Origin of the sequence: Capnocytophaga sp. oral taxon 412 str. F0487, assembly GCF_000271925.1 — a bacterium.
In the GTDB taxonomy this organism is placed as follows: domain Bacteria; phylum Bacteroidota; class Bacteroidia; order Flavobacteriales; family Flavobacteriaceae; genus Capnocytophaga; species Capnocytophaga ochracea.
Window position 1 is genome coordinate 1 of record NZ_AJZR01000034.1, and the last position, 13,033, is coordinate 13,033.

Annotated in this window: 13 protein-coding genes; 9 read left to right on the forward strand and 4 right to left on the reverse strand. The window is 41.8% G+C overall.

The features are described 5' to 3' along the window. Positions 1-474 precede the first annotated feature (474 nt). The 9 genes from HMPREF1321_RS06105 to HMPREF1321_RS06145 all read left to right on the forward strand — a co-directional run bounded on the left by HMPREF1321_RS06105 (position 475) and on the right by HMPREF1321_RS06145 (position 9,269). Complete coding sequence (locus tag HMPREF1321_RS06105) at positions 475-951, forward strand: hypothetical protein (RefSeq protein ID WP_009421816.1); 477 nt, start codon at positions 475-477, stop codon at positions 949-951. 36 nt (positions 952-987) lie between these two features. Beyond that, positions 988-2,859, forward strand: a complete 1,872-nt coding sequence (gene mnmG / locus HMPREF1321_RS06110) for a tRNA uridine-5-carboxymethylaminomethyl(34) synthesis enzyme MnmG (protein ID WP_009421824.1) — start codon at positions 988-990, stop codon at positions 2,857-2,859. 245 nt (positions 2,860-3,104) lie between these two features. Next, positions 3,105-3,347: a ferrous iron transport protein A gene (locus HMPREF1321_RS06115; RefSeq protein WP_009421815.1), complete on the forward strand. Its 243-nt coding sequence runs from the start codon at positions 3,105-3,107 to the stop codon at positions 3,345-3,347. 40 nt (positions 3,348-3,387) lie between these two features. Beyond that, complete coding sequence (gene feoB / locus HMPREF1321_RS06120; protein WP_198003461.1) at positions 3,388-5,385, forward strand: ferrous iron transport protein B; 1,998 nt, start codon at positions 3,388-3,390, stop codon at positions 5,383-5,385. Positions 5,386-5,573: 188 nt separating this feature from the next. Further along, positions 5,574-6,329: a patatin-like phospholipase family protein gene (locus tag HMPREF1321_RS06125; protein WP_009421822.1), complete on the forward strand. Its 756-nt coding sequence runs from the start codon at positions 5,574-5,576 to the stop codon at positions 6,327-6,329. Positions 6,330-6,377: 48 nt separating this feature from the next. Continuing rightward, positions 6,378-6,977, forward strand: coding sequence for a MotA/TolQ/ExbB proton channel family protein (locus tag HMPREF1321_RS06130; protein WP_009421821.1), 600 nt, complete (start codon positions 6,378-6,380; stop codon positions 6,975-6,977). Next, positions 6,974-7,321, forward strand: coding sequence for a DUF2149 domain-containing protein (locus HMPREF1321_RS06135; RefSeq protein WP_002674860.1), 348 nt, complete (start codon positions 6,974-6,976; stop codon positions 7,319-7,321). The genes HMPREF1321_RS06130 and HMPREF1321_RS06135 overlap by 4 nt, the downstream gene beginning before the upstream one ends. Positions 7,322-7,351: 30 nt before the next feature. After that, entirely contained in the window at positions 7,352-8,506 is a 1,155-nt protein-coding gene (locus tag HMPREF1321_RS06140) for a serine hydrolase domain-containing protein (RefSeq protein WP_009421825.1), read from the forward strand. Between the two features lie 43 nt (positions 8,507-8,549). Further along, entirely contained in the window at positions 8,550-9,269 is a 720-nt protein-coding gene (locus HMPREF1321_RS06145; RefSeq protein WP_009421820.1) for a 3'-5' exonuclease, read from the forward strand. A gap of 9 nt (positions 9,270-9,278) precedes the next feature. Here the strand turns inward: HMPREF1321_RS06145 and tsaB are convergent, their stop codons facing one another. The 4 genes from tsaB to HMPREF1321_RS06165 form a co-directional block, all read right to left on the reverse strand. After that, positions 9,279-9,914, reverse strand: a complete 636-nt coding sequence (gene tsaB / locus HMPREF1321_RS06150; protein ID WP_009421818.1) for a tRNA (adenosine(37)-N6)-threonylcarbamoyltransferase complex dimerization subunit type 1 TsaB — start codon at positions 9,912-9,914, stop codon at positions 9,279-9,281. A gap of 51 nt (positions 9,915-9,965) precedes the next feature. Next, the gene (rsmI, locus tag HMPREF1321_RS06155; protein WP_009421817.1) at positions 9,966-10,643 is read right to left on the reverse strand and encodes a 16S rRNA (cytidine(1402)-2'-O)-methyltransferase; all 678 of its coding nucleotides are present in this window, start codon (positions 10,641-10,643) and stop codon (positions 9,966-9,968) included. Continuing rightward, complete coding sequence (locus HMPREF1321_RS06160; RefSeq protein WP_009421826.1) at positions 10,643-11,515, reverse strand: hypothetical protein; 873 nt, start codon at positions 11,513-11,515, stop codon at positions 10,643-10,645. The genes rsmI and HMPREF1321_RS06160 overlap by 1 nt, the downstream gene beginning before the upstream one ends. Positions 11,516-11,634: 119 nt before the next feature. Then, on the reverse strand, positions 11,635-12,525 hold the full coding sequence (locus HMPREF1321_RS06165; protein ID WP_009421823.1) for a fructose bisphosphate aldolase: 891 nt from the start codon (positions 12,523-12,525) through the stop codon (positions 11,635-11,637). Between the last annotated feature and the right edge of the window lie 508 nt (positions 12,526-13,033).

Here is a 13,033-nt window from a genome sequence, read left to right on the forward strand (position 1 = left end):
GGGTGTAAGGAGGGTGGGGTTAGCTTATAGAGAGCTTATAGGAAGCTTATACGAATCTTGGACGATTGGTATAGAAAGGGTGTATAAATAATTGATTAATAGCTTAATACAACAATGCAAAAAATGTTAAAAACGGGGTTTCGAGGCGAAAGAAAAAGAAGTCGTAGCACGACAAGCGAGGAAAAATTGTAGCGGTCAAAGGTAAGCTATCGCGGGATTGGGAGAGGCTTAAAAGGGAGAGCAAAAGACAAAGAGGGCTATATTAACTTTGCTAAGTTTGAAACTTTGGCAAAGTGTAATGATAAGATGAATAAAGTGTAGTATAGCAAAGGTGGAGGTAGGAGGGAGGAGAGGTGTATGTGAGACGGTTGTAAAATGGAATTTAGAAAAGGAAAAAATGTTATTTTTTGCGTATCATTTTTTAGTTATGATTTTATTTTGTACTTTTGCAGACTTAAAAGAGTTTGAATTGTTATGCCGAGAATCTATTACAGAGAGAAGAAACTACACGGTCACCCATTAAAGAACGAGGTGATTACCGTTGATTTATTCAATAAAATCATACAACTCAGTGCTTTCATTCCTGAAGATGCCTTGCAGATTTTTGAGCTTCCTCAGAAAACATCGCCGTTGGCTTTTTGGAACAACACCAAAGGTTTTAAGTATGCTGTAGTGTGGAATACCGAAAAACCTCACACTACCTATGAATATGGAGATTTTTATCTACCGAAATCTATTGTGTTCTTTGATGAAAAAGACTCTTATTTTCCTTCTGATTATTATTTTATTGTAAATATAGACAACCAATTGGAATTGAGTCATAGTAGGGCAGGAGCTGATACCGCTTGGTATGAACAACCTCAGTTACGCAGTAGAGTAACTAATCCTAAACTCATCAAACGCTTCGAAAAGAGTATCAAAGAACTGTATAAACTTCTAAAGAAAAATTAGCAAATTAGCAGATTAGCACATTTGCAAATTAGACAAATGTTTACAACTGAATATGATGTGATAGTAGTGGGCGGAGGACACGCAGGTGCTGAAGCTGCCGCTGCGGCTGCCAATATGGGAGCCAGCACACTACTGATTACTATGAACTTACAACATATTGCCCAAATGAGCTGTAACCCTGCTGTGGGAGGTATTGCCAAAGGGCAGATAGTGCGCGAAATAGATGCCTTGGGGGGCTATATGGGGATTATCACTGATAAAACCGCCATTCAATTTAAGATGCTCAACCAATCGAAGGGTCCTGCTATGTGGAGTCCGCGTGCACAATCTGACCGTATGCGTTTTTCGGAAGCGTGGCGATTGCAGTTGGAAAGTCTGTCTACACTTGATTTCTTTCAAGGAATGGTAAACGACCTTCTGATAGAGAAAGACAAAGTAGTAGGAGTACGCACTTCATTGGGGATTACTATCAAAGCGAAGAGTGTAGTGCTCACCAATGGTACTTTCTTGAACGGAGTGATGCACATAGGGCTGAAACAGTTTGGCGGAGGACGTGCAGGTGAACCCGCAGCATATGGCATCACCGAGTGCCTCGTACAACACGGTTTTGAGGCGGGACGTATGAAAACAGGTACGCCTCCACGTGTAGATGCGCGTTCGCTTGATTTCAGTAAGATGATTCCTCAACCAGGCGATGAGCATCCACAAAAGTTTTCTTTTTCTGCTGAAACACAACCGCTCGCAGTGCAAAAAGACTGCTATATGACGTACACCAGCGAGCGCGTACATAATATATTGCGCACAGGCTTCGACCGTTCGCCTATGTTTCAGGGCATTATCCACGGGGTAGGACCGCGCTATTGCCCTTCGATAGAAGATAAAATAAATCGTTTTGCCGACAAAGACCATCATCAGCTGTTTGTAGAGCCCGAAGGCTGGCATACCGTAGAGATGTACGTGAACGGCTTTTCGACTTCTTTGCCCGAAGAGGTGCAATACGCTGCCCTGAGTCAGGTAGCAGGTTTTGAGAAGGTGAAGTTTTTCCGTCCAGGGTATGCGATAGAGTACGACTATTTTCCGCCTACACAACTAAAACATACGCTTGAAACGAAACTTATAGAAAACTTATACTTTGCGGGGCAAATCAACGGAACTACGGGCTATGAAGAAGCCGCTGCACAAGGACTAATGGCAGGCGTGAATGCGGTGCTGAAAATACGCGAGCGAGCTCCTTTTGTACTGAAACGCGATGAGGCTTATATAGGAGTTTTGATTGATGACCTCATCACCAAAGGCACCGAAGAGCCTTATCGTATGTTTACCTCACGTGCTGAATACCGCACCCTCTTGCGACAAGACAATGCTGACAGACGATTGACTCCGTTAGGGTATGAAATAGGTACTGTAAGTGAAGCACGCTATCGTGCGTGGGAAGCCAAAGAACGCAAGGTGAGTGGATTTATCACTTATATAAAGGAATTGAGTGTTACCCCCGAAGAGGTAAACCCTATACTCGAAAAATACGAGTCATCACCAATGAAACAAGGCGACAAGTTCCAAAAGGTACTTTCTCGCCCCGATGTAACTCTTGCTGACTTTGAGGCTATAGACCGTATTGCCGAATATATAAAGAAGAACGAACTTACCGAGGAAGAAAAAACCTGTGCAGAAGTAGAGGTGAAATACGCCGGCTATATAGAAAAAGAGCGCAATAATGCTGATAAACTCAACCGCTTGGAGAGTGTGCGCATTCCCGACAACTTCGATTACGACAAGATAGTATCGCTCTCGTTTGAAGGGCGCGAAAAGCTGAAAAAGATACGTCCTGTTACTCTTTCGCAAGCCTCGCGTATCAGTGGGGTATCGCCAGCGGATATCAGTATATTGCTGATATATATGGGAAGGTAATTGGTGTGAGGTCGTAGCGCGACAGGCAGTTGTAGCACGACAGGTGGGAATGAGCCATACAGGCGATTACAAAATAAAGGAATCGAGAAGGGAAGATTAACTTAGAGCCTAAACATTTAGCGTAATGCGGTGTTTAGGCTTTTGTTTTATAGATATTACAGTTGTTATCGGCAGTTATGGTATTGTAGAATTAAAATTATTTACTACCTTTGCACTCAAAATCATTCTAAATAATAATAATCGTTATGGAAGAAGTGCGCAACCGTGCTTGTACTGTTGCCGATCTAAAAAAAGGCGAAAAAGGGCTTATACAAGAAATTGATATTGCTAAAATACCTCAGAAACTCATAGATTTAGGTTGTTATGCGGGTAGTGAAGTGGAGGTGCTCCAAAAAGCTACTTTTGGCGACCCTATCTATATCCGTATGAATGAGGCATTTCTTTCGATTAGAAAGGATATGGCAAAAGCGATAGAATTAGCAAATTAGGTGCAAGTTGCACAAGCAATTTAATTAGCAAATTAACAAATTGACAAGTTTAAAAATCGCCCTTGTGGGCAACCCTAATACCGGTAAAAGTTCGCTCTTCAATGCATTGACGGGCTTGAACCAAAAGGTAGGCAACTACCCTGGTATTACTGTCGAAAAAAAAATAGGATACTGCAAGCTTTCCGATACCCAGCAAGCCGAAATCATAGACTTGCCGGGTGCCTATAGTCTCAACCCAAGCTCGGAAGACGAGCACGTGGCTGTAAATGTGCTTACACATAGCTCTGAGCCTCATTATCCTGATGTGGTGGTAGTGGTGTGTGAGGTGAGTAACCTCAAACAAAATCTCTTGCTCTTTACCCAAGTAAAAGACCTTGGGTTGCCTACGATACTTGTTATCAATATGGTAGACCAGATGCGCAAAAAGGGTATCAGTATTGAGGTGGAAAAATTAGCTGAGGTCTTGCAAACGAAAGTTGTGCTCACTAGTACTCGCAAAGGCGAAGGGCTTACGGAACTGAAAGAAGCTATTGTAAATTATCAACAACTGTCGCTCACTCCTTGTGTGGATATCTCTCGCTTAGAGGCAATGACTTTTGGTACGTCGGAAAGTGAGCAACGGCGCAAACAGCAAAAAGAAACGATACTTCGCTATCAGTTTATCAACAAAATACTGAAAGAGACGTATACGGTAGACCAGCGCAAAGCACAGACGCTTCGCGCACGTCTCGACCGCTTCCTTATACACCCCTTCTTTGGCTATGTGGTGTTTGCTGCGATACTCTTGCTTATCTTCCAAGCAGTGTTTACTTGGTCGAGCTATCCGATGGATTGGATAGAAAACGGTTTCAATGTTTTTGGGGAATGGCTTGCTACTAAACTACCTGCTGGTGCACTTAGCGAATTACTAATAGAGGGTATCCTACCAGGAATCGCAGGTATTACGGTGTTTATCCCCCAAATAGCTGTACTCTTCACCTTGATTGCCCTATTGGAAGAAAGTGGCTATATGAGTAGGGTGGTGTTCTTGATGGACAATGTAATGCGTCGTTTTGGGCTCAGCGGTAAGAGTGTTGTTCCTCTGATTTCGGGAGCAGCTTGTGCTGTACCTGCTGTGATGATTGCCCGCAATATTGAGAATTGGAAAGAACGCCTGATCACCATACTTGTTACTCCGTTTATGACCTGTTCGGCGCGTTTGCCTGTATATCTCATCATTATTAACTTGGTAATTCCAGACGGTGATTTTTGCTCGATTAGCTATAAAGCGTGGACGTTCTTTGCAATGTACTTTTTGGGCTTTGCGGTAGCTCTGCTCTCGGCTTTCATCTTAGACAAAGTACTGAAGATGCACAAGAACAACAGTTTCTTTATCGCAGAAATTCCCGATTATAAAATTCCGCTTTTGCGCAATGTATGCCTCACTGTATATGAGAAGACCAAAGGTTTTGTAGTAGGAGCAGGGAAGTTCATTTTAGCAATTTCGATACTTTTGTGGTTTTTAGGCTCTCACGGAGTAGGAGAAAAGTACAACAGCATAGAGGCTACCGCCGAGCAGTTGGCACAAACTCACCAGTGGACTGCCGAGCAGAAAGCACATTACATAGAAGCCCAAAGTCTTGAATACTCGTTTTTGGGTTACATAGGCAAAGGAATAGAACCCGTATTTCGCCCGCTAGGCTACGATTGGAAAATCAGTATAGGGGTAGTAGCTTCGTTTGCAGCGCGAGAGGTGTTCATTAGTACCTTATCAACGGTCTATAGTTTAGGAAAAGATTTGGATACCGAAGGTGAAGAGGGCGAACGTACTATCTTGGCAAAAATGCGTGCTGAAGTACGTCCTGATGGTACGCCTGTATACACACTCGGCACCGGTATTTCGCTCTTGCTCTATTACGCTTTTGCAATGCAGTGCCTCAGCACTGTTGCCGTAGTGCGCAAAGAGACCAATAGCTGGAAATGGACAGCTATCCAATGGATATTTATGACGGGAGTTGCCTACGTGAGTGCAATGCTGGCATTTATTTTAATTAGATAATCCTTTCCCCGTTCTCACATACCAACTGCGATCCCTCGTTGGCTACTCCCGAGGAGAGAGGCAAGCTAAAAAGAGAGAGGAAGTAAAATTATAAAAGTAACAAACAATATAAAGAATAAATTCCCTTTTACGGATTTCCTCTTCCCCTCCCTTTTGGGGAGGGGAAGAACGGAGGGGGTGAGGAACTTATGAAGTTAGGTTTAGTATTTTCAGGAGGCGGGGTGCGCGCTTTGGCACACGCTGGATTGTTGAAGGCTTTGGAAGAAAAAGGCTTGCAACCCTCAATTATTTCGGGTACCAGTGGTGGAGCACTTATCGGGGCACTCTACGCTTGTGGGGTAAAGCCCGAGGATATGGTGCATTTTTTTAAGGAAACACCTGTGTTCAAATGGTCGATGCTCACTTTTAAAAAAGTGGGATTAGTAGATAGCGCCAAATATACTAAGTTCTTTAAAAAACAATTTCAATGTCCGACTTTTGAAGACTTGCGATTGCCCTTAGTGGTAACAGCTACCAATCTGCTGAATGGTAAAGTACAGTATTTTAGCAAAGGAGAGCTCATTCAGCCCCTCATTGCGTCGTCGGCATTACCCCCTTACTTCTCACCGGTGAGAATAGGAGACAGTTTATATTGCGACTGGGGACTGCTGAACAACTTCCCCATAGAACCCCTCAAAGACCGATGCGATAGAATTATAGGGAGCTTTGTGAATCCGCTAGAAACGATTACTGAGAAGGAACTCAGCAACTCGTTCCAGTTTATGCAACGGATTTACAACATCACTATGGATGGCAATTATAACCGCAAGTTCAAAAAATGTGACCACTTGCTATTACATAATCTCAGCAATGTAGGCGTACTCGATACTAAAATGCTCGATCACGCCTTTGAATATGGATACGAACAAACAATTACCAAATTAGCTGATTTGTCAGTTAGCTAATGAGTAGAGGCAAACATTGACAAATTACTAAATTAAGACATTAACTTTATGAGTGAAATTTCCAAAATTCTATTCTTGGTATCGGATAGTTTGCTGATACCCGACATTATTGTACTCTTGGTGCTTTTTGTGCGCGCTTTATTATTGATAGGTAGTTTCTATAACCGCTTCATCACTAAATACAAAAACGACAAACAGCTGAATGAAGCCATCAGGATGCTAACACCCGAAAGCGCAGAACAGCTTAAAGCTCTATTGCCCGCACGCGATAACGCCCTTTACACCCAATACTTGCGTGATATTCTTAGCCATATACCCGACGAGGCATATTACGACTATATGATTTCCAACTTCGAGAATGAAGGCGAAAAAGACATAGCCACCTCTAAGCTGTTGGCAAAAGTAGGTCCCGTTTTAGGGCTTATCGGTACGCTTATCGCTATGAGTCCGGCGCTTACAGGGCTCTCCACCGGAGACATTTCTAAGATGGCGAGTAATATGCAAGTGGTATTTGCCACCACTGTTGTAGGCTTAGTGATTAGTTTAGTAGGGTTGGTAACTTTGCAGTTCAAACAACGCTGGTATAGCAAGGAAATCAATAACCTTGAATATGTAAGTAGAGTATTAACTCAACCCGCAAGACAATGAAAACAAACCGACGCATATCCCGACTCAAAGACGATGATGCCGACCCACTAAGTGTAGTGGTAAACCTCTTTGACGTGGCAATGGTCTTTGCCGTTGCCTTAATGGTATCGATGGTGATGAACCTGAATATGGCTGATTTCTTTTCGGGTGAAGATTTTACCATTGTAAAGAAGAAAGGCGATGATATGGAAATCCTTCGTCGTGAAGGACAGAAAATCACTAAATATAAAACTGTAGAAGGTGCAACCCCCGATGCTTCTACCACTCAGAAAAAAGGTAAACGTCTCGGGGTAATGTACGAAACCGAGAATGGCGAAACTATATTGTTGCCTGATGAAGAATAAGCATAAAAAAACCCTATTAAAAAATTAAATATGAAAAAGTTTCTCATTAATTTCGTTGTTGTACTGCTACTACTCATAGGAACCCTTTACGTGGCGGGCTATGGTTATATTCTCAAAGCAGTAGTGCTAGTCTACGGCACGGGGCATACTACTACTTTTCTTGATGATTATACCTATTTTGACAATCGTACAATTGCTAAAAGTCCTGCTCCTCAGCCTTGGTCACTTTCAGCGGATTACAACAAAATACCCGAAACCCCCGAGCTACAAAATGCCCATAAAAAATACGGAACGGTAGCTTTCCTTATCATCAAAGGCGATAGTATATGGCACGAACAGTATTTTGAAGGCTATAATACTGAGAGCAAGAGTAATTCGTTTTCTATGGCAAAGAGCTATGTGTCGGCACTCTTGGGTAGGGCTATTGCCGATGGTTATATCAAGAGTCTCGACCAAAAAGTAAGCGATTTCTTTCCTGAGTACAAAAAAGGCTTCGGAGCCCAGCTTACGGTAGGCGACCTCTCGTCTATGGCATCAGGGCTTGACTGGGACGAGGCGTATTACAATCCGTTTTCTATTACGACTCGTGCTTATTTTGATAAACATTTTAGAGAAAAGATGCTCCAACTGAGGATTGTTTCTCCTCCTGGGAAAGCCTATAAATACCTCAGTGGAAATACTTTCCTTTTGGGAATGGTATTGGAGAAAGCTACAAAGAAGACCCTTACTCAGTATCTCACCGAGAGCTTATGGCAACCGATGGGTTGTGAGAGCGATGCTCTTTGGCAATTAGACAGTAAAGAAAGCGGACTCGAAAAAGCCTATTGTTGTATTGCTTCGAATGCCCGTGACTTTGCCCGCCTCGGGAAACTCTATCGAGATAATGGTAAGTGGAATGGCAAACAGCTATTAGACTCTACTTTTGTGGCGACTTCCGTACAACCGCGCTTTGCCGAGAGTCCAGAATACGGCTATGGTTGGTGGTTATTAGACTATAAAGATACCCATTTCTTTATGATGCGCGGACATTTGGGACAATACGTAATTGTAAATCCTACTGATAAAGTTATCATTGTGCGTTTAGGACATCGCACTGCTGATACCTCTCCTGAAGGCAGTAAGTTTACACAAGACATTTATGATTATATAGATGAGGCATATAAGATTTTAGGTGTTAGAGGGTAGTAGAGTTATGAGACTTTAAATTAATAGTTGAATTTCAGTAAAAATGCTTAACAAGATTAATCTTGAAGATATTCTCTTCTTAGACATAGAAACGGTACCACTCTATGAACAACACGCTGAGCTTTCGGCTTTAGAACAGGAACTGTGGGAGGAAAAGACACGTTATCAGCGGAAAGATGAGTTTACTGCTGAAGAATTTTACGACCGTGCAGGTATTTGGGCGGAGTTTGGTAAGATTGTATGTATATCAGTAGGCTACTTTTCTTTTCGGCATCAGCAACGCACTTTTAGGGTTACCTCGTTTGTGGGAGAGGAAGAAGTATTGTTAAAAGATTTTGTGCGTTTGGTAGAAGAACACTTTTCACGCGCTAATAAATTGTTTTGTGCTCATAACGGCAAAGAGTTTGACTTTCCTTACCTTTCGCGACGTATGATTATCAATGGTATTCCTATTCCTCAAAAACTACAACTCTTTGGCAAGAAACCTTGGGAAATTCCACATCTCGATACTCTTGAACTATGGAAATTTGGTGATTATAAACACTTCACTTCGCTGAAGCTCTTGGCTCATATTTTGGGCATTCCTTCGCCTAAAGACGATATTAATGGTAGCGAAGTGCGTGATGTGTTCTACAATGAAGGCGATGTAGATCGCATCGCTACTTATTGTGAAAAAGATACTATTACAGTAGCCCAAATACTGCTACGTTTCCGGAACGAAGAGCTTCTAACCGATGATGAAATCCTAATTGTAGGGCATTAACTTTTACTTCTATTTTAAATACTGAGGTTCAAAATAAGCAATATCTTCAAAGTCTTGTTTTGTATATTTTTCTATAGCAAACGGAAGCATATCTTTTGCCTCAGGGAAGGCATTGGGTATAAATACAGCATTAGGATGCTTACAGATAGTAGCAAACTTCGTACTGCCATCACCTAAAAAAGTTACTTTACCCCTATTTAGTTCTTCTTGATAACTATGCTCATCGAGGATTTTAGCTTCAGTAGGACTCACAAACTGATAAGCACTATTAAACACAGCGCTATACACCTCCATACGGCGTGCATCGAGCATAGGGATAATACAATTGCCCTGAGCTTGGTGAGCGAGGATTTGCAAGGAGGGAATAGCAATTAGGGGTTTCTCCAAAGCAAAGCAAAGACCCTTGGCAGTAGCAATACCAATGCGCAAACCTGTATAAGAGCCTGCACCTGCACTTACGGCTATAGCATCAACCGCAGAAAGGGGTAAGGAGGCTTGTTGCATTACATCTTCAATGAAGAGATGTAAGTTTTCGGAATGGGTAAACTTGCCTGCATTCTCAGATTTTTCTGCAAGAATATGATTGTCTTTTGATAGGGCTACCGAGCAATTGAGCCCTGAAGTTTCTATGTGAAGGATAATCATTTTTGTTGTATTTTTCAACTTAGGGGGAATGTGTGACGGAAAAGCGACTTTTTATTTTTCACTTTTTCCAGAAACAATAAGAACTATTTCTCCTTTAGTATTCTTATCTTTATAATAGTCTAAAAGTTGTTGGAGAGTGCCACGTTGGGTTTCTTCGTGTAGCTTAGTGAGCTCACGTGAGAGACTCGCAGGACGGTCGGTACCGAAAGTGGTGATAAAGTCAGTGAGGGTTTTGAGCAATTTATGCGGGGAGATGTAGAAAATCATCGTTTTGGTTTCAGTTGTGAGCTGAGAGAGGCGCGTTTGTCGTCCTTTTTTATCGGGAAGGAAGCCTTCGAAGGTAAAACGGTCGTTAGGCAAGCCACTGTTTACCAAGGCAGGCACAAAGGCTGTAGCTCCTGGTAAGCATTCTACATCTACTCCCTCAGTAAGGCAAGCACGTGTAAGCAAGAAGCCGGGATCGGAAATGGCAGGTGTTCCTGCATCGGTGATGAGTGCTACGGTAGTACCTCCTTTGATGCGCTGTACCCAACCATCTACCACTTTGTGCTCGTTGAACAGGTGGTAACTTTGCATAGGAGTATGGATATCGTAGTGTTTGAGAAGCTTACTACTGGTGCGCGTATCTTCGGCTAAGATGATATCAACCTCTTTGAGCAAACGGAGTGCTCGCAAGGTTATATCTTCGAGATTGCCTATGGGGGTAGGAATGAGATAGAGTTTGCTCATTACACTTCAAAGCGTTTGAGAAGGAGAGAAAGGAAGCGTTCTTCGTATTCCTCTTTGTCTTTCCAATAGTTGTAAGTAGGTTTTATTTCTTGTTCTAAGTATAAAACAGCATCTTGCATTGTATTGAGTTCTCCGATATGTTTTACAACTTTGTTATATTCGCTTTCACTACCAAGGAAGAGTTTTTGTACAAAAGCTAATTTATCATTCAAACCTATTTGAGCATTTTTACCTAACTTATCGTTAAGAGATTGTACGGGTTTTATATTCTCATCAGTTTCTTTTCTATCGAATACTGTGTTCTTAGACTGAGAGATAAACTCTTCTAAGGAAGGGGATTGCTTTAAGATACGTTGTTCATCGGTGTACTGAGGTTGCTCAATAAACTGTTCGGGCTGTGTTACTTGCTGAGGTTGCTCGATTGCAAAATCTATTTGAGATGTTTCTACTCTTTTGGGTTGTTCCACAGGTACTGCCCATTCAGGTTCGGGCTGATGTACTTCTACTTGGGGTTGCGCTATTTTTGTAGTTTGTTTTTGAACGGGTTTTGGTTCCATTGCTACAAACGAAGCTTTTTCTTTTGTTTGTCCTTTAGCAGCAATAGGTTGCACTTCGGTAGCTTCTACGTTGATGTCGAAAATATCTTTTTCTTGATTTTCATCAATGAAATTAGATACTTTTTTCATCATTGAGTTTTTTCGGTTTTCATTAGCACCTAAGTCTTGATAATATTTATCAACGAAACTCAATATAGTGATTTTTTCAGCTAATTTATGAGCCTGTCTATTGAGTTCTATGAGGTTAAGTTTCCCTTGTTTAGCAATAATTTCGGTAGCGAGAGCTACTAAACTTTGTTCTAATTCTTCTTTCATAGATTGCTATTCTTTAGTTAAGATGTGGCAAAGATATAAAATATTTTTGAATAATAAAGAAATAACAAAAAAACAGACTGCCCCAGAAAATCTTTTTGGAGCAGTCTGTTTTTTTTAGATTACTTAATTGAAGCTTCGTAAATACCTTCGATAGTGTGAGTTAAAGTATCGTTGAACTGAGCATCGGTTTGTTGAGCTGAGAGTCCTTCGGTAAGTGCTCTTGAGAAACTGGCGATTACGCCTTTGTTTTCGGCGAGGATATCATTAGCTTTCTCTCTTGGGTAACCTCCTGAAAGGGCGACTACACGTACTACACGAGGGTGCTTGGTGAACTCTTTGTAGAGATTGTTGATAGTTGGCAAAGAGAGTTTGAGCATCACGTTAAAAGTCTCGGGGAGGGCATCGAGGTGTTTTCTTATCTCGTCGCGCAAGATAGCTTCGGCAGGTGATTTATCGGGGATATTGATATCTACTTCGGGCTCTATAATAGGCACGAGTCCTGCTTTTACGATTTGTTTGGCTATCTCAAACTGTTGTTTTACCACTCGTGCTATACCGTCAGGAGAGGCTTTTTTAATGACTGAACGCATTTTGGTGCCGAAGATATGACGCTCATTGGCACGCTCTAAGAGTTCTGTAAGACCGTTTATAGGTTTCATCAGTTGAACGCCATCGGCGTCTAAGCTTTCTAAGCCTTTATCGACTTTTAGGAAGGGGACTATATGTTTTTCTTCCCAGAGATAATCGGCGGTGTATTTACCGTCGATTTTTCTATCCATTGTCTGTTCGAAAAGGATAGCACCGATAATTTTATGGCTGTTAAAAGCGGGGCTTTTGATGATGCGGGTACGCATTTGGTGAATGAGGTCAAACATTTGGTCTTCATTGCTATATTGGTCTTCATTCACACCGTAAAGTTTAAGGGCTTTTGGGGTACTACCGCCACTTTGGTCGAGGGCTGCGATAAAGCCCTTGCCATCTTTCATTTGTTTGAGTTGTTCTTTTTTCATAGTGTGTTACTGTTTAAAAGATAGTACAAAGGTACGAAATATTTTTTAATTGACAAAAATTAATAATACTGGAAATGGTAATAATGCCAATAATGCGAGCCACACGGGCGGGAAAAATTAGAAAATGAGGAAATTTGGAAATGAGAAAATGAGAAAATGGAGTGTTAGGTTGTATTAGAGAAATGAGGCTGTGCCTCAGAAATTAAACAAATTTTAAACAAAATCAAGGCTACGCCTTGTAAACCAGCGGAGGTATTGTCAGTTTATTCAACTTTGGCAAAGGTGCGAGCCGCACAGGCAGCCGTAGCACGACGGGCTATTAACTTTGCCAAAGTTTGAGATGAAAAAGTGATGTGTTGGGGACTGTTAGGAGGATTCGGAATATATCGGAGAAGTTCGGAAGAGAGGAGGGAGGGTTTTTGATGAAAAAAGGCTTTGAGGAGGGTGGGGTTAGCTTATAGAGAGCTTATAGGAAGCTTATACGAATCTTGGACGATTGGTATAGAAA

Excerpts from the sequence above, each read along its gene's own strand:
- HMPREF1321_RS06105 (WP_009421816.1), top strand. The coding sequence starts at position 475 with ATGCCGAGAATCTATTACAGAGAGAAGAAACTACACGGTCACCCATTA.
- mnmG (WP_009421824.1), top strand. The coding sequence starts at position 988 with ATGTTTACAACTGAATATGATGTGATAGTAGTGGGCGGAGGACACGCA.
- HMPREF1321_RS06115 (WP_009421815.1), top strand. The coding sequence starts at position 3,105 with ATGGAAGAAGTGCGCAACCGTGCTTGTACTGTTGCCGATCTAAAAAAA.
- rsmI (WP_009421817.1), bottom strand. The coding sequence starts at position 10,643 with ATGAGCAAACTCTATCTCATTCCTACCCCCATAGGCAATCTCGAAGAT.
- HMPREF1321_RS06160 (WP_009421826.1), bottom strand. The coding sequence starts at position 11,515 with ATGAAAGAAGAATTAGAACAAAGTTTAGTAGCTCTCGCTACCGAAATT.
- HMPREF1321_RS06135 (WP_002674860.1), top strand. The coding sequence starts at position 6,974 with ATGAAAACAAACCGACGCATATCCCGACTCAAAGACGATGATGCCGAC.
- HMPREF1321_RS06140 (WP_009421825.1), top strand. The coding sequence starts at position 7,352 with ATGAAAAAGTTTCTCATTAATTTCGTTGTTGTACTGCTACTACTCATA.
- HMPREF1321_RS06145 (WP_009421820.1), top strand. The coding sequence starts at position 8,550 with ATGCTTAACAAGATTAATCTTGAAGATATTCTCTTCTTAGACATAGAA.
- HMPREF1321_RS06125 (WP_009421822.1), top strand. The coding sequence starts at position 5,574 with ATGAAGTTAGGTTTAGTATTTTCAGGAGGCGGGGTGCGCGCTTTGGCA.
- HMPREF1321_RS06165 (WP_009421823.1), bottom strand. The coding sequence starts at position 12,525 with ATGAAAAAAGAACAACTCAAACAAATGAAAGATGGCAAGGGCTTTATC.
- tsaB (WP_009421818.1), bottom strand. The coding sequence starts at position 9,914 with ATGATTATCCTTCACATAGAAACTTCAGGGCTCAATTGCTCGGTAGCC.
- HMPREF1321_RS06130 (WP_009421821.1), top strand. The coding sequence starts at position 6,378 with ATGAGTGAAATTTCCAAAATTCTATTCTTGGTATCGGATAGTTTGCTG.